The sequence below is a fragment of the Cellulomonas fimi genome, assembly GCF_028527925.1.
Taxonomy (GTDB): Bacteria; Actinomycetota; Actinomycetes; order Actinomycetales; family Cellulomonadaceae; genus Cellulomonas; species Cellulomonas fimi_C.
Genome location: NZ_JAPESW010000065.1, coordinates 1 through 16,690, shown reverse-complemented (window position 1 = coordinate 16,690; position 16,690 = coordinate 1). Strand labels below are relative to the sequence as shown.

Sequence of the window (16,690 nt, the reverse complement as noted above, 5' to 3'; positions counted from 1 at the left end):
GCGCGGTCTCGGCGAGGATCGCCGCGACGGACATGGTGCCGTAGCCCTCTCCGTCGAGGGCGGGGTCGGTCGTCATCGGTGGCTCCCTTCGTGGTGTGCGGAGGTGCTCGGGTCGGTGCCGGCGGTCCGACGGGCGGTGCGTCGGGCACGTGCGGCGCGCCACGTCCCGACGACGCCGGCAGGGGCGGCGGCCATGAGGACGACGAGCGCGAGGCCGAACACGAGCAGCGCGAGGTTGCCGTCGAGCCGCTGCGCGAGCTCGTCGGGCACGGGCAGCGCGTCGACGAGCGTGGCGACGAGCCACGGCAGCAGGACGACGAGCACCGCGCCGACCGCGGCACCGGCGAGCGAGCCGAGCCCGCCGACGACGACCGCGACGAGCAGCAGGAGCGACGTCGCGAGCCCGTACCCGCCGGGCGTGACCGACTGGGTGACGAGCACGAGGACGGCGCCCCCGAGCCCGGCGGCGGTGGACGCGACGACGAAGGCGAGGACCTTGGTGCGGTCGGGGGCGATCCCGGCGAGGGCCGCGGCGGTCGCGTCGTCGCGCACGGCGCGCATCCGCAGCCCGGTCCGGCCGCGCGCGAGCACGTGCAGCGTGCCGAGGACGGCCGCGGCGACGGCGGTCGCGACCCACGCGTGCCACTGCTCGAGGGCGATGACCCGGTCGAGCGCGTCGGGCACGCGCTCGAGCGGTGCGCGCACCCCCTGGTCGCCGCCGAGCCCCGGGACGGTGGACGCGACGGCGGGCAGCGCGACGACGAGCGTGAGCGTGAGGCCTGCGAGGTACGGGCCGTGCAGGCGTGCGCCCGCGAGCCCGAGGAGCAGCCCGACCGCCCCGGACACCATCACGGCCCCGACGAGACCGGCCAGGACGCGGGCGACGCCCGGTGCGTCGGCGAGCGCGGACGCGGTGAGCGCGTACCCGTACCCGCCCGCGGCCATGAGCGCGGAGTGCCCGAGCGAGAGCTGCCCGGACAGCCCGACGAGCACGGTGAGCCCGGCGGTCGCGCACAGGTACGCGGCGACGAGCGCGAGCTGGTAGTTGCGGTACGGGTCGAGCGCGAACGTCCCGGCGATCACGCCGAGCGTGCCGAGCAGCGCGACGACGAGGACGCGAGCGGGACCCGCGGTGGGCAGCAGCCTCATGCGCGCCTCGCCTCCACCCCGGCGACGAGCCCCTGCGGGCGGACCAGCAGGACGACGACGAGCAGCGCGAGCACCGCGATCGGCGTGACGCCCGCCCCGAGGTACCCGGTGACGAGGCTCATGAGGACGCCGACGCCGATGCCGCCCACGAGCGCGCCGCCCGGGGAGTCGAGCCCGCCGACGACGGCGACGGTGAACGCGAGGACGAACAGGACGTCGGTCGCGTGCGGGTTCAGGCCGAGCTCGGTGGGCAGCAGCAGCAGCGCGGCCAGCGCGGCGACGGCCGACGCGAGCGCCCAGGCGACCGTCCGCATGCGCGCGACGCGCACGCCGAGCAGCCGGGAGACCTCGGGCGCGAAGGCGGACGCGCGCAGCCGCAGGCCGAGCGTGGTGCGCGTGAACAGCAGCCGCAGGCCGAGCATGAGCCCGAGCGCCACGGCGACGACGAGCACGTCGTACGGCGACCCGACGGGTACCCCGCCCAGCGACCACGGCTGGTCGCTCACGGGGGGCGCGACGGGGACGTGCTGCGGCCCGGCGACGATCCCGAGCGCCGACTGCAGGACCATGACGAGCCCGATCGCGAGGATGACGCCGCCGAGCGGCGTCGTCGCGTACCGCATGAGCCCCCGCTCGACGGCGGCGCCGAGCAGCCCGCCCGCCACGACGCCGGCCAGCGCACCCCACCACCAGCCGCCCGTGGCCTGCGCGACCCCGACCGCGACGTACGCGGCGACGACGGCCATCGCCCCGGCCGCGAAGTTGACGATGCGGGCGGCCCGCCAGATGAGCACGAGCGACAGCGCGAAGAGCGCGAGCACCGTGCCGCGGGCGACGCCGCCGCCGACGAGGAAGACGAACCGGTCCACTCAGAACCCCAGGTAGGCGTGTCGGAGGGCCTCGTCGTGCGCGAGGTCCCGGGCGGGCCGGGCCGCGACGACGCGCCCCAGGTCGAGCACGACGCCACCGTCGGCGACGGACAGCGCGGCGGCGACGTTCTGCTCGGCCAGCAGCACGGCGAGCCCGTCGTCGCAGCGCGTCCGCAGGAGCGCCATGATCTGCGCGACGACCTGCGGCGCGAGTCCGAGCGACGGCTCGTCGAGCAGCAGCACCCGCGGCCTCGCGACGAGCGCGCGGCCGATCGCGAGCATCTGCCGCTCGCCGCCCGAGAGCTGGTGCCCGAGCGCGGCACGTCGCCGGTCGAGCGACGGGAACAGCGCGTACACCTCGTCGACGGCGGCGCGTCGGGCGCTCGCCGAGCGGTGGGCCGCGAGCCCGCCGAGGTGCAGGTTCTCGTCGACCGTGAGCTCCACGACGACGCCCCGGCCCTCGGGGACGTGCGCGAGCCCGCGTCGCGCACGGTCCTCGACGCCGACCCCGTGCAGGTCGTCGCCCGCGAGCGCGACCGTGCCGGCCGCGAGCGGCAGGAGGCCCGAGACCGCCCGGAGCAGCGTGGACTTGCCGGCGCCGTTCGCGCCGACGAGCGCGACGAGCGCGCCGGGCTCGACCTCGAGCGTGACGTCGTGCAGCACGGGTGCGCCGCCGTACCCGGTCGTCAGGCCGCGGACGGTGAGCGCGGGGGTCATCGGGCGCCTCCGCCGGCCGGGCGCCCGACGCCGCCCGTCCCACCGGGTGCACGCCGGTCCCGACCCGCGTGCGGGACGGCGCCCGCCGGGATGCCGAGGTACGCCTCCTCGACCCGCGGGTCGCGCCGCACGTCCTGCGGCGCCCCGGTCGCGATGACGCGCCCGAAGTCGAGCACGACGACGCGGTCGCTCACGCTCATGACGAAGTCGACGTGGTGCTCGACGAGCAGCACCCCGGTGCCCTCGGCGGCGACGCCCCGGATCACGTCGCCGAGCGCGGCGACGTCGCCGTGGCCGAGCCCGCCGGCCGGCTCGTCGAGCAGCAGGAGCCGGGGCCGGGCGACGAGCGCACGCGCGAGCGCGACGGTCGCGCGCTCGGCGTACGGCAACGCGCCGACGGGCTGCGCTGCGCGCGCGGTGAGTCCGAGGGCCGCGAGCTGTGCGTCGGCACGTGCGTCCGCGTCACGCGCGCCACGGGGGACGCCGACGACGACGTTCTCCCGGACGCTGAGGCCCGGGAACAGCCCGAGGCCCTGGAGCGTGCGGGCGACGCCGCGGCCGGCGAGGCCTGCGGTCGGCCCCAGCGGCCGCCCGTCGACCGTGACCGTGCCGCGGGTGGGCCGCACGAGACCGCAGACGGCGTTGAAGACGGTCGTCTTGCCGGCGCCGTTGGGGCCGATGAGGGCGACCACCTCGCCGCCGGCCACGTCCAGGTCGACGTCCTCGACGGCGGTGAGCCCGCCGAAGCGGACCGTGAGGCCGCGGACGACGAGGCGCGGCCCGGTCTCCGCCGGCCCCTCGGCGGTCGGTCCGGCTGTCGGGCTGCGCAGACTCACGGTCGACCTCTCGTGCACCTCGTCGTGACGCGATGCGCTGACCGTACAACAGAAACCGACCAGCCGGTATGGTCTGTGACCGAGGCGTGACCTGCGGCCGCGGCCGCCACGGCTCAGGCGTGCGGGACGCCGGCGATCATGCCGCCGTCGACCACCAGCTCGGTCCCGGTCACGTACGCGGAGTCCGCCGACGCGAGGAACAGCACGGCCCCCACCACGTCGTCGGGCGTCGCCGTGCGCCCGAGCGGGATGCGCTGCCGGGACGCGTCCAGCCGCTCGGTCATGGGCGTCACCACGAACCCCGGGTGCACCGAGTTCACCCGGATCCCCGCGGGGCCGAGCTCGACGGCGAGCGACTTCGTCAGGCCGCGCACGCCGAACTTCGACGCCACGTACCCGTGCAGCCCCGCGTCGCCGCGCATGCCCTCGACCGACGAGATGTTGACGATCGAGCCCCGCCCCGCGGCCGTCATGCCCGGCACCACCGCCCGCGCGCCGAGGAACGTGCCCGTGAGGTTGACGGCGATCACCGCGTCCCACTGGTCCTTGCCGTACCGCTCGAGGCGCCCGGCGTTCGCGATGCCCGCGTTGTTGACGAGCACGTCGACGACACCGAGCGCCGCTGCCGCGTCGACCGCCGCGGCCCAGGACTCCTCCGACGTCACGTCGAGCGGCACCGCGAGCACCCCCGGGCCCAGGTCGGCCGCCAGCCGCTCCGCCTCGTCGACCAGCACGTCGCCGACGACGACCGCCGCCCCCGCCGCGTGCAGCGCGCGCACGTACGCCGCGCCGAGCCCACGAGCACCGCCGCTCACGAGCGCCACCGATCCGTCGAGCCGTGCCATGCGGACCTCCGAAGGTCGTCGGTGCGGTGCCGGGACGCCCCGGGAGCGCCAGGCCGGGCCGTGCAGGTCAGGCGACGCGCACGACGAGCCGCCCGGTCGTCCCGCCGCCCGCGAGCCGCGCGACCGCCTCGGGCGCCTGCTCGAACGGCACGACGTCGCTCACGACGGGTCGGACCGCGCCCTGCTCGACGAGGCCCGTGAGCGCCCGGTGCGCGAGCCGGACGAGGTCGGGCCGCCGCCGCGCGTAGAGCGCCCAGTGCAGGCCGAGCACGCCGTAGTTCTTCACGAGGGCGTGGCCCGCGCGGGCGTCCTGGATCGTGCCGCCCGCGAAGCCGACGATCACGATGCGCCCCTCGAACGCGACGCACCGCGTCGCCGCCTCGTACGCCTCGCCGCCGACGGGGTCCACGACCACGTCGGCCCCCGTGCCGCCCGTCGCCTCCCGCACGGCGGACGCGACGTCCTGCGTCGACCGGTCCACGACGACGTGCGCGCCCGCGTCGCGCGCGGCCGCGGCCTTGGCCTCGGACCCGACGACGCCCACGACCCGCGCCCCGGCGGCCGCGGCGAGCTGCACGGTGGCCGTCCCGACGCCGCCCGCGGCGGCGGTCACGAGCACGGTCTCGCCGCGCCGCAGGCCCGCCCGCCGGTGCAGCGCGAACCACGCGGTCTGGTACGCGATGACGAAGCCGGCCGCCTGCTCGTCGGACAGCCCGGCGGGCGCGGGCCACACCTCGTGCGCGTCGAGCACCGCGCGCTCGGCGAGCACCCCGATCCGCGACCCCACGACGCGGTCGCCGACGGCCACGTGGTCGACGCCGTCGCCGACCGCGAGCACGTCGCCGCACAGCTCGATGCCCGGCACGAACGGCAGCGGCGGCCGCTCCTGGTACTGCCCGCGCGCGAGCAGCACGTCGGGGAAGTTCACCGCGACCGCGCGCACGCCCACGAGCACCTGCCCGGGCCCGGGCACGGGGTCGGGCACGTCGGCCAGGCGCAGCACGTCGACGGGCTCGCCGTACCGCTCCACGTGCCACGCCCGCACGGCTCAGCCCTCCGGACGGGCGGCGATGCCCGCGAGGAACAGGTCGGTGAGCTGCGCGGCGACCTGCTCCTTGGTCTCGGGCCCGTCGGGCGAGAACCACGTCGGCAGGTAGTGCACGTCGGAGAAGAAGTGCGCGACGATCACGCCGCGCGGCACGTCCGTCCGGAAGTGACCGTCGGCCTGCCCCTTCTCCAGCAGCGCCGCGAACGTGTCGTGGTACGCGCGGCGCCGTCGGGTGACCTCCTGCTGCCGCGGCTGGGACAGCATGTGCACGCTGCGGAAGAAGACGGTGCCCTCGAGCAGGAAGTCGATCGAGGTCTCGATGACGTCGACGCACGCCGCCCGCAGGAGGACGTCGGCCGGCTCGTCGCGGGCCGCGATCGCCTCCAGGTGGTCCGTCTGGAGCGTGAGCATGCGGTCGTAGACGGCGAAGAGCAGGTCGTCCTTCGACTGGAAGTAGTGGTACATGGCGCCCTTGGTGACGCCCGCCGCGTCGACGACCTGCTGCACGGAGGTGTTCGCGTACCCCTGGGCCGCGAACAGCCCGAGTGCGGCCCGCAGGACGTCGTCGGCCACGCTGGTCTGCTTCATGCCGTCATCCTTCCCCCCACGGGCGCACGCTGACGCCACCGTCGAGCACGAGCGTCTGCCCCGTCACCCAGGCGGCGTCGTCGGACAGCAGGAACGCGACGGGCCCGGCGACGTCCTCGGGCTCGCCGATCCGTCCGAGCGGGTAGCGCGCCGCGACGCCCGCCTCGTCGTCCTCGTACAGCCGGCGGGCCAGCTGCGTGCGCACCACCGCGGGTGCGACGGCGTTGAGCCGGACGCGTGGCGCGAGCTCGACCGCGAGCTGCGCGGTGAGGTTGAGCAGCGCGGCCTTGGACACGCCGTACAGCGCGATGCCGGGGCTCGACGTCAGCCCCGCGGCGGACCCCGTGCACACGACCGAGGCACCGTCGTGCGCGCCGAGCCCGGCCGCGACCGCGTCCCGCGTCCACTCCAGGGCGGCGACGACGTTGACCGCGAGGATCTTGTCGACCACGGCGCGCTCGACGCCGAGCAGCGGCCCGTAGACGGGGTTGATGCCGGCGTTGTTGACGAGGTGGTCGAGCCGGCCGAACCGGTCGACGGCCGTCGCGACCGCCACGGCCCGGTGCTCGGGGTCGTCGACCTTGCCGGCGACACCCACGGCACGCTCGGGCCCGATCGCGGCGACGGCCTCGTCGAGCGTCTCGGCGCGCCGGCCGGTGAGGACGACGCGCGCGCCCTCGTCCGCGAGCCGCTGCGCGACCGCGAGCCCGATCCCCCGGCTCGCGCCGGTCACCAGGGCGACCCTGCCCTCGAACCTGTCCATCACGTCCTCTCGCCGCGTCGCGACCGGTACCCCGCACCAGCCCGTGCAGGGCGGAGATGCCCGCCACTGCGAAACCGACCGTTCGGTATGTCGCGACAGTACACGACACCGCCCAGCCGCGAGGCACACCCGTCCGGGACGCGTCGAACCACACCCGCCGACCACTACCGTGTGAGCGTGAACACGAGCACCGCCACCTCCCGGCCCCCGCGGGCGCTGCCCACGGGCACCCAGCACACCCTCACCCGCGGCGACGCCCACGCGGTGGTCGCCTCCGTCGGCGCGAGCCTGCGGTCGTACACGGTCGGCGGCGCCGACGTCGTCCTCCCCTTCGCCGAGACCGAGTCCGCCCCCGCGTTCTCCGGGGCGGTCCTGGCCCCCTGGCCCAACCGCCTCACGGACGGCGAGTACACATTCGACGGCACCGCGTACGAGGTGCCGGTCACCGAGCACGCGCGCCGCACGGCGCTGCACGGGCTCGTCGCCTACGTCGCGTTCACCACCACCGAGCAGACCGACGACCGCGTCGTCCTCGAGCACACGATCGTCCCGACGCCGGGCTACCCCTGGTCCGTGCACCTCGCGGTCGCGTACACGCTCGACGACGACGGCCTCCGCGTCGAGGTCACGGCGACGAACGTCGACGAGGCGGCGGCCCCCTACGGCATCGGCTTCCACCCCTGGCTGTCCCCCGGCGACGCGACGGTCGACGCGTGCACGCTGCAGGTCGACGCGGACGTGCACGTGACGGTGGACGACCGCCTCCTCCCGACCGGCACCGAGCCGGTGAGCGGCCGCTTCGACCTGCGCGGCGCGACGCCGCTGGACGGCGTCGAGCTCGACGACGCGTGGGTCGGCATGACCCGCGACGCGGACGGCCTCTCGTGGATCCGACTCGCTCGCCCCGACGGCAGGACGGTCGCGATGTGGGCCGACGACAGCGTCGTCGCCTGGCAGGTGTGCACGGGCGACGGGATCCCGCGCCTCGACCGTCGCGGCGTCGCCGCCGAGCCCATGACGTGCGTCGCCGACGCGTTCCGCACGGGCACCGACCTGGTCCGGCTCGAGCCCGGTGCGAGCCACCGCGTCACCTGGGGCCTGCGCCTGCTCTGACACGACGTGCCACCGAGGGCGTCCGGGCTCCACGCCTGGGCGCCCTCGTCGCGTCCGCACCTCGCGTCACGAGGCGAGCGGTGTCAGCCGGGCGACAGGTGTCAGCCGGCCGAGCAGCGGTGCCGGCCGAGCCAGCAGGGTCAGCGAGGCGAGCGGGTCGGCCCGTCAGCGGCCGTAGTACTCGCCGTCCTCCTGGACGCCCTTGGCGTACTCCCAGTGCCACGGCTCGAACGGGCCGCTGCCGCCGCGCTTCGCCCACGCCGGGTTCTCCCAGCCGAAGGCGGGGCCGTTGTCGAGGATCCAGGCCCACTTGGCGCCCGACGTCTGGTTCTGGCAGAGGTCGATCGCGAGACCCCAGCCGTGGTTGCTCTTGCCGGGCGCGGCGGCGAGGCCGCCCTTCTGCGCCTTGACGGCACGCTGCTGCGCGAGCGAGCGGTACCCGGAGCTGAGGCACAGGTCGCCGCCGAACCGCGCGACGAACGCCTGGTTGAACTCGGCGAGCGACACGGCCGCGTCGGCGCGGAGCTGCGTGTGGCCGTCCCAGAGGGTGCACAGGTCGGCGGTGCGCAGCAGTCCGTTCTCCCCCGCCGGGCGGTCGGTGCCGTCGCAGCCCGGCAGCGCGGAGCGCACCTCGGTCCGGCTGGCACCCGCGACCTCACGGGCCGCGAGCGCGCCGTCGGCGGACACGAGCGACGAGGGCGGGAGGATCGAGAGCGACGACGCGGTGAGCGCCGACACGGTGTCGGGCAGCGACTCCTGCGCCGCGCGCGCGTCCGAGCCGGGCACGCCGACACCCTCGAGCGCGCCCTGGCTCACGGTGGGGATCACGACGGTGACCCCGGCCAGCGCGCCGAGCACGCCGAGCCGGACGGCGAGGCGCGGCATGCGGGCCTGGTGCCGGTCCGCGGGGGGCGTGGACGCGGTGCGGGAGCGGGTCGCCGACCGCTCGCGCTCGCGCGCGGGCGACGTGACGGGGCGCTCGGACGCCGCGTGGACCGCGCCCTCGGTCTCCGCCTCGTCGTCGAGGGGCAGGGGCGCCATGACGGTCGTCTCGACGGCCGACCGGGGCGCGGGGACCGCTGCCGACCACGCGGGCACGGGTGCCGGCCGCGGGTGCGCCGCAGTGGCGCCGGGCTCGGTGGCGTGCGGCGCGCGCTCGGCCGTCGGCGCCTGCGGCTGCCCGACGGGGGGACGCGGAGCGGCCGGGGCGGCCGCGAAGGCGCGCGACCCCGGCACGGACGGCGCGGACGCCGGTGCAGTCGTGCGGGCGGCCGGGTCGGCGGCGGGGACGGACGACGACGGCGTCGCGGGGGTCGTGCGGCCCTGCTGCTCGTGCGGGCGGGCGGCGGGAGAGGTCCACGCCGGGCCGCGGTTCGCGGCCGGCTCGGCCGCGACGTGCGGACGGGCGGTCCCCGCCGCGAGGGCCCCCTGCGCGGGCGGCGTCGTCCGGCCACCCGGTGCGGGCAGGGCCGTCCGGCCGCCCGGTGCCGGCAGGGACGTGCGCGCGCCGGGGGCGGGGAGCGTCGTGCGGGCGCCGGGTGCGGGGAGCGTCGTGCGCGGGGCACCGCCTGCCGGCGACGTGCGCGTCGACGCGGCGGCGCCGTACGTGGGGCGTGGGGCGGCCTGGGCGGACCCGCCGTCGGGCCGCGGCTGGCTCCACGACGGGAGCGCGGGGCCGACGTGCTGCGGTGCGGACGTCACGGGGACACCGGGAGGTGTGAGCACGGCGCTCGAGGTCTGCGCGGCGGCGCGACGCTCGGCCTCGCGGAGGCTGCGACGGGTCGGCCGGGGGGTCGCCTCGTTGTGCTCGGGCCCCACGACACCTCCACTCGCTCGGTCCACGCTGGCGGACGTCCGCGGCCGGGGAGGCGTCCCTCTCGGGGCGGCTCCGGCGACCGCGGTCACGAAACCATAACGGGTCGCGGTCGCGCTTCCAAGCCCCTGGACGGGCGTCCAGGGCGCGGGCACGCCGACACGCGGTGCACATCGGACGGATCTGCGCCACCGGGTGAGCAGACGCACAGGTCAGGGCCGTCGTCGACGCCGACCGGCAGAGTTCTCGCGATCAGAAGGTCTGACCGCGCTGCATCGCGTCACGGACCTCCCCGACGAGCTCCTCGAGGATGTCCTCGAGGAACACGACGCCCACGGTCCGCCCGCCGTCGTCGACGCGCGCGAGGTGCGCGCCCGACCGCTGCATCGCCGCGAGCGCCTCCTCGACCTCGTCCCCCGGCGCGACGACGGCGAGCGCGCGCACGCGCCACGTCGGCACGGGTACGTGGCGCGCGTCGGCGTCGGCGTAGAGCACGTCCTTGAGGTGCAGGTACCCCGCGGGGTGCCCGTCGTCGTCGAGGACCGGGAACCGGCTGTAGCCGGTGCGGGCGACGAGGCGCTCGACCTCGTCGGGCGTCCCGCCCGGCCCGACCGTGACGAGCGCGTCGACGGGCACCATGACGTCGCCCGCGGTGCGGTCGGAGAACTCCAGCGCGCCCGTCAGGAGCCCCTGCTCGTCCTCGAGCAGTCCCTCGGCCTGCGAACGCTCGACGATCGAGTGGACCTCCTGCGCGGTGAACGCGGACGACACCTCGTCCTTCGGCTCGACGCCGACGAGCCGCAGCGCGTGGTTGGCGAGCCAGTTGAGCGCGCCGATGACGGGCCGGACCATGCGCGCGATCCAGACGAGCGGCGGCCCGAACATCAGCACCGCGCGCTCGGGTCCGGCGACCGCGAGGTTCTTGGGCACCATCTCGCCGAGCACGACGTGGAGGTAGACGACGATCGCCAGGGCGAGCACGAAGGCGATCGGATGCGTGAGGTCCTCGCTCACGCCGAGCGCGTGCAGCGGGTCCTCGATGAGGTGCGCGAGCGCGGGCTCGGCGACGACGCCGAGGCTCGTCGAGCACACCGTGATGCCGAGCTGCGCGCACGCGAGCATGAGCGACACGTGCTCCATGGCCCACAGCACGGTCCGCGCACGGCGGTCGCCGGCCTCGGCCAGCGGCTCGACCTGGCTGCGCCGCGCGGAGATGATCGCGAACTCGGCGCCGACGAAGAACGCGTTGCCGGCGAGCAGGAGCGCACCGACCAGGAGGGCGATGTTGCTGCTCACGCGTCACCGTCCTCGTCCTCGTCGGCCGCGACGGCCTGGACCCGCACGCGCTCGACGCGCCGCCCCGCCATCCGCTCGACCACGAGCCGCACGCGGTCGACGACGACCTCGTCCCCCTGCTCGGGGATCCGGCCGAGCACGTACATGAGGAGCCCACCGAGCGTCTCGTAGGGGCCGTCCTCGGGGACGCGCAGGCCGGTGACCTCGGCGAGCTCGTCGGGCCGCAGGACACCCGCGAGCACCCACGAGCCGTCCGCGGCCTGCGCGGCGGACTGCCGGCGCCGGTCGTGCTCGTCGGCGACGTCCCCGACGAGCTCCTCGACGACGTCCTCCAGGGTCACGACGCCCGACGTGCCGCCGTACTCGTCGACGACGACCGCGAGCTGCCCGCCCTGCCGCAGCTCGACGAGCAGCGGGCCGAGGTGCACGGTCTCGGGGACGCGCGGCACGTCGACCATGAGGGCCGCGGCCGGGACCTCGGCGCGCTTCTCGTACGGCACGGCGACCGCGCGGCGCAGGTGCACGAGCCCCACGACGTCGTCGGCGGAGTCGCCGATGACGAGGAACCGCGAGTGGCCGCTCGTGCGCGCGAGCGCGATCACGTCGGCGGCCGAGTCCTCGTCGCGACGCACGAGCACGAGCCGCCCGCGGTCGGTCATGACGTCGACGGCCGTGAGCTCGGAGAACTCGACGGAGTTGATGAGCAGCGTCGCGGTCGACTCGTCGAGCGTCCCCACCTCGGCGGAGCGGCGGACGAGCGCGGCGAGCTCCTGCGGCGATCGCCCGCCCGCCAGCTCCTCGCGCGGCTCGACGCCGACGCGCCGCAGGATCGCGTTCGCGCTGCCGTTGAACAGCGAGATGAGCGGCCGCAGCGTCGTGGTGAACCCCCGCTGGAGCGGCGCGACGGTGCGCGCGGTGCCGAGCGGGCGGCTGATCGCGAAGTTCTTCGGGATGAGCTCGCCGACGACCATCGAGAAGCCGTTGACGAGGACGATCGCGAGGAGGCCCGCGACCGCGCCGCCGATGACCTGCCCGAGCGGCGACGACTCGAGCGGCCCGCCGAGCAGCCGGACGACCGCGGGCTGCGTCGTGTAGCCGAGCAGGATCGTCGTGATCGTGATGCCGACCTGCGCGCCGGACAGCTCGGTCGACAGGCGCCGCAGCGCCTTGACGACGGACTGCCCGCGACGGTCCTCGGGTGCGGTCTGCTTGTCGACGACCCCGGGGTCGAGCGTGACGAGCGAGAACTCGGCGGCGACGAACACCGCGGTGCCGAGCGTGAGGAGCACGCCGAGGCCGACGAGGAGCCACTCGGTCAGCACGGGTCACCGCCCGGGGGCGCGACGGGCGAGGGGTCGACGGGCTTGTAGCCCTCGAAGAAGTCCCACCACGCGGGGTCCACCGCGTTGCGGTCCTGCTTGAACTGCTCGTACAGCTCGTCCACGAGCCACTCGTTGGCGCCGAAGTCGGCACGGGTCGAGTCTGGCTCCGCCTTCTGGGTCACGCTGGGATCGCCCACTTCCGCTGCGGTTCGTGACCGCGTCGTCGCCGGATCTGTTGATGACAACATTACGGCCTGTCCGGGCGTCGGCCCGGCGCGCGGCGGGGGTGACGGGGGATCTGCCGACCGTCTTCACCTGGTCGGCACACCAGGGTCAACGGCGGGCAACGCCGCCGTCGGGGCGGGCTCAAGCCGAGGTCGCTGCGAGACCTGCGAGGTCATGGCTTGGCCCGCTCCCGACAGCATGCGAGACGCGCGGATCCCGTCAGGTGATATCGCGCCGGAAGGTCGTGAACCGCCCGATCACCGCGAGCCCGAGCCCGTACGCCGCGAGGACCACCGCACCCTGCCAGGGCTCCAGCAGCTCGACCAGTCCCGACTCGGAGTAGAAGCTCCCGCCGGACATCGCCTCGCCGGCCGCACCGGGCAGGAGCTTCGCGACGTCCTCGCCCCACGACGTGAACGCCAGGACGAACCGCAGGACCGGTTCGACGAACTGCGTGAAGGCCAGCACGACCACGACGACGGCGACCTGGTTCGGCAGCACCGCGCCGAAGCCGACCCCCGCGACCGCCCACAGGGCGAGTGCCGCCGCCGACAGCGCGAGCGTCTGCCAGGTCGATCCGTGGTCGAGGAACGTGGGCTTGCCGAGGGCGAGGAGCACGAGAGCGCCCGCACCGGCGGCCGCCGCGGTCCCGACCACCCCGAACACGAGACCCAGCGCACCGCCCGACAGCACCTTCGCACCGACCACGACCGACCGGCGCGGCTCGGCCAGCAGCGTCGGCGTGATCGTCTGGTGCCGGAACTCCGACGCGACGCTCAGCGCGCCGACGACGAGCGGGAACACGTACCCGAACGTGACCGCGATGGTGTAGACGGCGCGGACGACCGCGTCGGGCGGGAGCGCGAGGTCGTCGGACCCCTCGCCGGCCCCGGCCATCCCGCCTCCGCTGGTGACGCCCCACGCCATGATCGCGGAGAGGAACGCCATGTAGCCGACCATCGCGAGCAGCAGGATCCACCACAGGCGGGTCGTCACGAGCTTGCGGTACTCGGTCCGCAGCGCCGCGCCCATCAGGCCGCCACCTCCGGGTGCGTCGGGGCGGTCGGCGTCGCGACCATGTCGAGGAAGAGCCCTTCCAGGCCGGGGTTGCGCGTGCTGAGCTCGTGCAGCTCGAGCCCGGCCGCGAACGCCGCGGCGCCGACCGCCGCGGCGTCGACGTCGACGAGGTCGACCTCGTGCGCCGCCGAGCCCCCACCGTCGGCGCGCACCCAGCCGGCGCGTGCGACGAGGGTCGCCAGGCCGGCCGCGTCGGGGGACGCGACGTGCACCTGGGGCCGCGCGAGCCGCACGAGGTCGGCGAGCGGCGAGGCGTGCACGAGGCGGCCGCGCGCGATGATCACGACGTCGTCGACGGTCTGCTCCACCTCGGACAGGACGTGGCTCGAGACGAGCACCGTGCGCCCCTCCGCGGCGAGCGTCCGCAGGAACACGCGCAGCCAGCGGATGCCCTCGGGGTCGAGGCCGTTCGCGGGCTCGTCGAGCAGCAGGACGGGCGGGTCGCCGAGCAGCGTCGTGGCGAGCGCGAGCCGCTGGCGCATGCCGAGCGAGAAGCCGCCGACGCGGCGGTCCGCCGCGCCGCCGAGGCCGACGAGCTCGAGCACCTCGCCCGCGCGCGCGTCGGGGACGCCGACCTGCGGCGCGTACGTGCGCAGGTGGTCGAGCGCGGTGCGCCCGGGGTGGAAGCTCGACGCCTCGAGCGCGGCGCCGACGGTCCGCAGCGGGCGCGTGAGCCGGTGGTACGGGCGGCCGCCGATCGTGGCGGTGCCGGAGGTCGGGCGGACGAGACCCAGCAGCATGCGCAGCGTCGTCGTCTTGCCCGCGCCGTTGGGTCCGAGGAAGCCGGTCACGCGACCGGGCTGGACCTCGAAGGTCAGGTCGTCGACCGCTCGGACGGGTCCGAAGGACTTCGACAGGTGGGAGACCGCGAGGACGCGGTCGTGGCTCGGCAAAGGGGTCGTCGTGGCCATGCCTGTGACCCTACTGTTCTAACGCGACTAGAACAACGGGCGTCAGGCGGTGCGGGGCCTCGGCGACGCCGGACGGCCCGGGAGCGTGACGCGCATCGTGCAGCCCGGCCCCTCGTCCGCGACCTCGATCCGGCCGCCGTGCAGGTCGACCGCCCAGCGCACGATCGCCAGCCCCAGCCCCGTCCCGCCCGTCGACCCCTGCCCGGTGATCGCCGGGGTGTTGCCGCGCACGAACCGCTCGAAGACGTGCGCGCGCTGCTCGGGCGCGATGCCCGGCCCGTGGTCGACGACGTCGATGCGCACGTCCGGCCCGACCCGCGACGCGACCAGCAGCACCTCGTCGTCGGGCGGGGAGTGGCGCACCGCGTTGTGCAGCAGGTTCGCCACCACCTGGTGCAGCCGCTCGGGGTCCGCTTGCACCGTGAGGTCCTCGGGCTCGACGCGCACCGGGAACCGCAGCCGCTTCACCGACCCGACGAGCGCGGCGCCGTCCGCCGCCTCGTGCAGGAAGTCGTCGAGCCGGACCTCCTCGATCTGCAGCGGCACGTCGCCCGCCTCGAGCCGTGACAGGTCGAGCAGGTACGTCACCAGCCGGCCCAGCCGCTCGGTCTGCGCGAGCGCGGCCTGCATCGTCACCGGGTCGGGCTCGCTCACGCCGTCGACGATGTTCTCGAGCTGCGCCTGCAGCGCCGTCACGGGCGTCCGCAGCTCGTGCGCGACGTTGGCGACGAGCTCGCGACGGAACGTGTCCGCCTGCTCGAGGTCGTCCGACATCGTGTTGAACGCCTCGGCGAGCTGGCCGACCTCGTCGTTGCTCGTCGCCTGGACCCGCTGGCTGTAGTCGCCGTCGGCCATCCGGCCGGCCGCGTGCGTCATCTCGCGCAGCGGCGACGTCATGCCGCGCGCCAGCAGCTGCGTCACGACGAGCGACAGCGCGATCGCGATCGGCAGCGTCCGGCTGGGGCCCAGGTGGAACTGCGACAGGCCGACCCACGTGATGAACGAGGCGAGCGCGACCGACGCCGCGACGAGCACGCCGAGCTTGATCTTGATCGAGCGGAACCGGTCCAGCGGGCGGACGTCCGGCAACCGGGACCGCCCCTCGCCGCGCACGTGACGCGGCGCGCTCACGACCCCTCGGACCTCGCCGCGGACCCCTCGTCCGCAGGCTCGAACGCGTAGCCGACGCCGTGCACCGTGCGGATGAGGTCCGCGCCGAGCTTGCGGCGCAGCGCCTTGACGTGCGAGTCGACCGTGCGCGTGCCGCTCGCGTCGACCCAGTCCCACACCTCCGCGAGGAGCCGCTCGCGCGTGAGCACCGTGCGCGACGAGCCTGCGAGCGCGACGAGCAGGTCGAACTCGGTCGGCGTGAGGTGGACCTCCTGGTCGCCGCGCTGCACGCGGCGCTGCGCGCGGTCGATCGACACGTCGCCGATGACGAGCGGCGGGTCGGGCGTCGTGGCGACCGCGATCTCCGCGGCGCGCGCGGCGCGCTCCTGGCGGCGCAGCAGCGCCTTCGTGCGGGCGACGAGCTCGCGCATCGAGAACGGCTTCGTCATGTAGTCGTCCGCGCCGACGCCCAGGCCGACGAGCATGTCCGTCTCGTCGTCGCGCGCCGTGAGCATGAGGACCGGCACCGGGCGCTCGGCCTGGATCTGGCGACACACCTCGAGGCCGTCGATGCCCGGCAGCATGATGTCGAGGACCACCACGTCGGGCCGCACGCGCGTCGCCGCGGCGACCCCCGACGGGCCGTCGGCGGCGGCCTCGACCCGCCAGCCCTCGGCGGTGAAGCGGTGCGCGATCGCCTGCGCGATCGCCGGCTCGTCCTCGACCACGAGGACGGTCGTCGCGGCACCTCCGGACGGAGCGGGCGGCTGCGCACCGCTGCTGTTCATCATGAGGTCAGCGTGGCACAGCCACCCCTCCCGCACCCGGAACCTCGGCGGGGGAGGCGGGGGGAAGACGTGTCGGACCGGTGAGGGCCGCTCGCCGTGCGCACCCGGCGCGGCGGCGGGCCGGACCGTAGGATGTCGCCACCATGAGCGGCTCAAGTAGCTGCCGGCGACCCCAGCGGGCCGACCAGCCCGGTGGCGTCTGCGCCGGCCTCCCCGTCCC

At 75.6% G+C, this 16,690-nt stretch carries 17 protein-coding genes; 1 reads left to right on the top strand and 16 read right to left on the bottom strand.

What is annotated here, in order from left to right:
• Positions 1-72 precede the first annotated feature (72 nt).
• The 8 genes from OMK64_RS18615 to OMK64_RS18580 all read right to left on the bottom strand — a co-directional run bounded on the left by OMK64_RS18615 (position 73) and on the right by OMK64_RS18580 (position 6,815).
• Positions 73-1,149 carry a branched-chain amino acid ABC transporter permease gene (locus OMK64_RS18615; RefSeq protein ID WP_272729850.1) on the bottom strand — a complete coding sequence of 359 codons (1,077 nt, stop codon included), beginning with the start codon at positions 1,147-1,149 and terminating at the stop codon, positions 73-75.
• Complete coding sequence (locus OMK64_RS18610; protein WP_272729849.1) at positions 1,146-2,018, bottom strand: branched-chain amino acid ABC transporter permease; 873 nt, start codon at positions 2,016-2,018, stop codon at positions 1,146-1,148. The genes OMK64_RS18615 and OMK64_RS18610 overlap by 4 nt, the downstream gene beginning before the upstream one ends.
• Positions 2,019-2,735 carry an ABC transporter ATP-binding protein gene (locus OMK64_RS18605; protein ID WP_272729848.1) on the bottom strand — a complete coding sequence of 239 codons (717 nt, stop codon included), beginning with the start codon at positions 2,733-2,735 and terminating at the stop codon, positions 2,019-2,021. It abuts the gene before it with no gap.
• Complete coding sequence (locus OMK64_RS18600; protein ID WP_272729847.1) at positions 2,732-3,571, bottom strand: ABC transporter ATP-binding protein; 840 nt, start codon at positions 3,569-3,571, stop codon at positions 2,732-2,734. Before OMK64_RS18600 ends, OMK64_RS18605 begins: the two co-directional genes overlap by 4 nt.
• A 113-nt stretch (positions 3,572-3,684) precedes the next feature.
• Positions 3,685-4,416 carry an SDR family NAD(P)-dependent oxidoreductase gene (locus OMK64_RS18595; RefSeq protein ID WP_272729846.1) on the bottom strand — a complete coding sequence of 244 codons (732 nt, stop codon included), beginning with the start codon at positions 4,414-4,416 and terminating at the stop codon, positions 3,685-3,687.
• Positions 4,417-4,483: 67 nt separating this feature from the next.
• The gene (locus OMK64_RS18590; RefSeq protein WP_272729845.1) at positions 4,484-5,461 is read right to left on the bottom strand and encodes an NADPH:quinone oxidoreductase family protein; all 978 of its coding nucleotides are present in this window, start codon (positions 5,459-5,461) and stop codon (positions 4,484-4,486) included.
• Positions 5,462-5,464: 3 nt separating this feature from the next.
• Positions 5,465-6,052 (bottom strand): TetR/AcrR family transcriptional regulator, encoded by a 588-nt coding sequence (locus tag OMK64_RS18585; protein WP_272729844.1) that lies wholly within the window; start codon positions 6,050-6,052, stop codon positions 5,465-5,467.
• A gap of 4 nt (positions 6,053-6,056) precedes the next feature.
• Positions 6,057-6,815 (bottom strand): SDR family oxidoreductase, encoded by a 759-nt coding sequence (locus OMK64_RS18580; RefSeq protein ID WP_272729843.1) that lies wholly within the window; start codon positions 6,813-6,815, stop codon positions 6,057-6,059.
• Positions 6,816-6,992: 177 nt separating this feature from the next.
• Here OMK64_RS18580 and OMK64_RS18575 point away from each other — a divergent pair, with 177 nt between their 5' ends.
• A complete protein-coding gene (locus OMK64_RS18575; protein ID WP_272729842.1) occupies positions 6,993-7,928 on the top strand; it encodes an aldose 1-epimerase family protein in 936 nt (311 codons plus the stop codon).
• A gap of 165 nt (positions 7,929-8,093) precedes the next feature.
• Here OMK64_RS18575 and OMK64_RS21160 read toward each other — a convergent pair whose 3' ends face one another.
• The 8 genes from OMK64_RS21160 to OMK64_RS18535 all read right to left on the bottom strand — a co-directional run bounded on the left by OMK64_RS21160 (position 8,094) and on the right by OMK64_RS18535 (position 16,470).
• The gene (locus tag OMK64_RS21160) at positions 8,094-9,629 is read right to left on the bottom strand and encodes a D-alanyl-D-alanine carboxypeptidase family protein (RefSeq protein ID WP_272729841.1); all 1,536 of its coding nucleotides are present in this window, start codon (positions 9,627-9,629) and stop codon (positions 8,094-8,096) included.
• A 364-nt stretch (positions 9,630-9,993) separates the two neighbouring features.
• Complete coding sequence (locus tag OMK64_RS18565) at positions 9,994-11,037, bottom strand: hemolysin family protein (protein WP_272729840.1); 1,044 nt, start codon at positions 11,035-11,037, stop codon at positions 9,994-9,996.
• Complete coding sequence (locus OMK64_RS18560) at positions 11,034-12,359, bottom strand: hemolysin family protein (RefSeq protein WP_272729839.1); 1,326 nt, start codon at positions 12,357-12,359, stop codon at positions 11,034-11,036. Before OMK64_RS18560 ends, OMK64_RS18565 begins: the two co-directional genes overlap by 4 nt.
• Complete coding sequence (locus OMK64_RS18555) at positions 12,353-12,541, bottom strand: 2-oxoglutarate dehydrogenase E1 subunit family protein (RefSeq protein WP_374694119.1); 189 nt, start codon at positions 12,539-12,541, stop codon at positions 12,353-12,355. The genes OMK64_RS18560 and OMK64_RS18555 overlap by 7 nt, the downstream gene beginning before the upstream one ends.
• Positions 12,542-12,803: 262 nt before the next feature.
• On the bottom strand, positions 12,804-13,616 hold the full coding sequence (locus OMK64_RS18550; RefSeq protein ID WP_272729838.1) for an ABC transporter permease: 813 nt from the start codon (positions 13,614-13,616) through the stop codon (positions 12,804-12,806).
• Entirely contained in the window at positions 13,616-14,572 is a 957-nt protein-coding gene (locus tag OMK64_RS18545; RefSeq protein WP_272729837.1) for an ABC transporter ATP-binding protein, read from the bottom strand. Before OMK64_RS18545 ends, OMK64_RS18550 begins: the two co-directional genes overlap by 1 nt.
• A gap of 42 nt (positions 14,573-14,614) precedes the next feature.
• Positions 14,615-15,703: a HAMP domain-containing sensor histidine kinase gene (locus OMK64_RS18540; RefSeq protein WP_272729836.1), complete on the bottom strand. Its 1,089-nt coding sequence runs from the start codon at positions 15,701-15,703 to the stop codon at positions 14,615-14,617.
• Entirely contained in the window at positions 15,700-16,470 is a 771-nt protein-coding gene (locus OMK64_RS18535) for a response regulator transcription factor (RefSeq protein WP_272729851.1), read from the bottom strand. The genes OMK64_RS18540 and OMK64_RS18535 overlap by 4 nt, the downstream gene beginning before the upstream one ends.
• Between the last annotated feature and the right edge of the window lie 220 nt (positions 16,471-16,690).

Excerpts from the sequence above, each read along its gene's own strand:
- OMK64_RS18545 (WP_272729837.1), bottom strand. The coding sequence starts at position 14,572 with ATGGCCACGACGACCCCTTTGCCGAGCCACGACCGCGTCCTCGCGGTC.
- OMK64_RS18615 (WP_272729850.1), bottom strand. The coding sequence starts at position 1,149 with ATGAGGCTGCTGCCCACCGCGGGTCCCGCTCGCGTCCTCGTCGTCGCG.
- OMK64_RS18580 (WP_272729843.1), bottom strand. The coding sequence starts at position 6,815 with ATGGACAGGTTCGAGGGCAGGGTCGCCCTGGTGACCGGCGCGAGCCGG.
- OMK64_RS18550 (WP_272729838.1), bottom strand. The coding sequence starts at position 13,616 with ATGGGCGCGGCGCTGCGGACCGAGTACCGCAAGCTCGTGACGACCCGC.
- OMK64_RS18585 (WP_272729844.1), bottom strand. The coding sequence starts at position 6,052 with ATGAAGCAGACCAGCGTGGCCGACGACGTCCTGCGGGCCGCACTCGGG.
- OMK64_RS18535 (WP_272729851.1), bottom strand. The coding sequence starts at position 16,470 with ATGAACAGCAGCGGTGCGCAGCCGCCCGCTCCGTCCGGAGGTGCCGCG.
- OMK64_RS18595 (WP_272729846.1), bottom strand. The coding sequence starts at position 4,416 with ATGGCACGGCTCGACGGATCGGTGGCGCTCGTGAGCGGCGGTGCTCGT.
- OMK64_RS18605 (WP_272729848.1), bottom strand. The coding sequence starts at position 2,735 with ATGACCCCCGCGCTCACCGTCCGCGGCCTGACGACCGGGTACGGCGGC.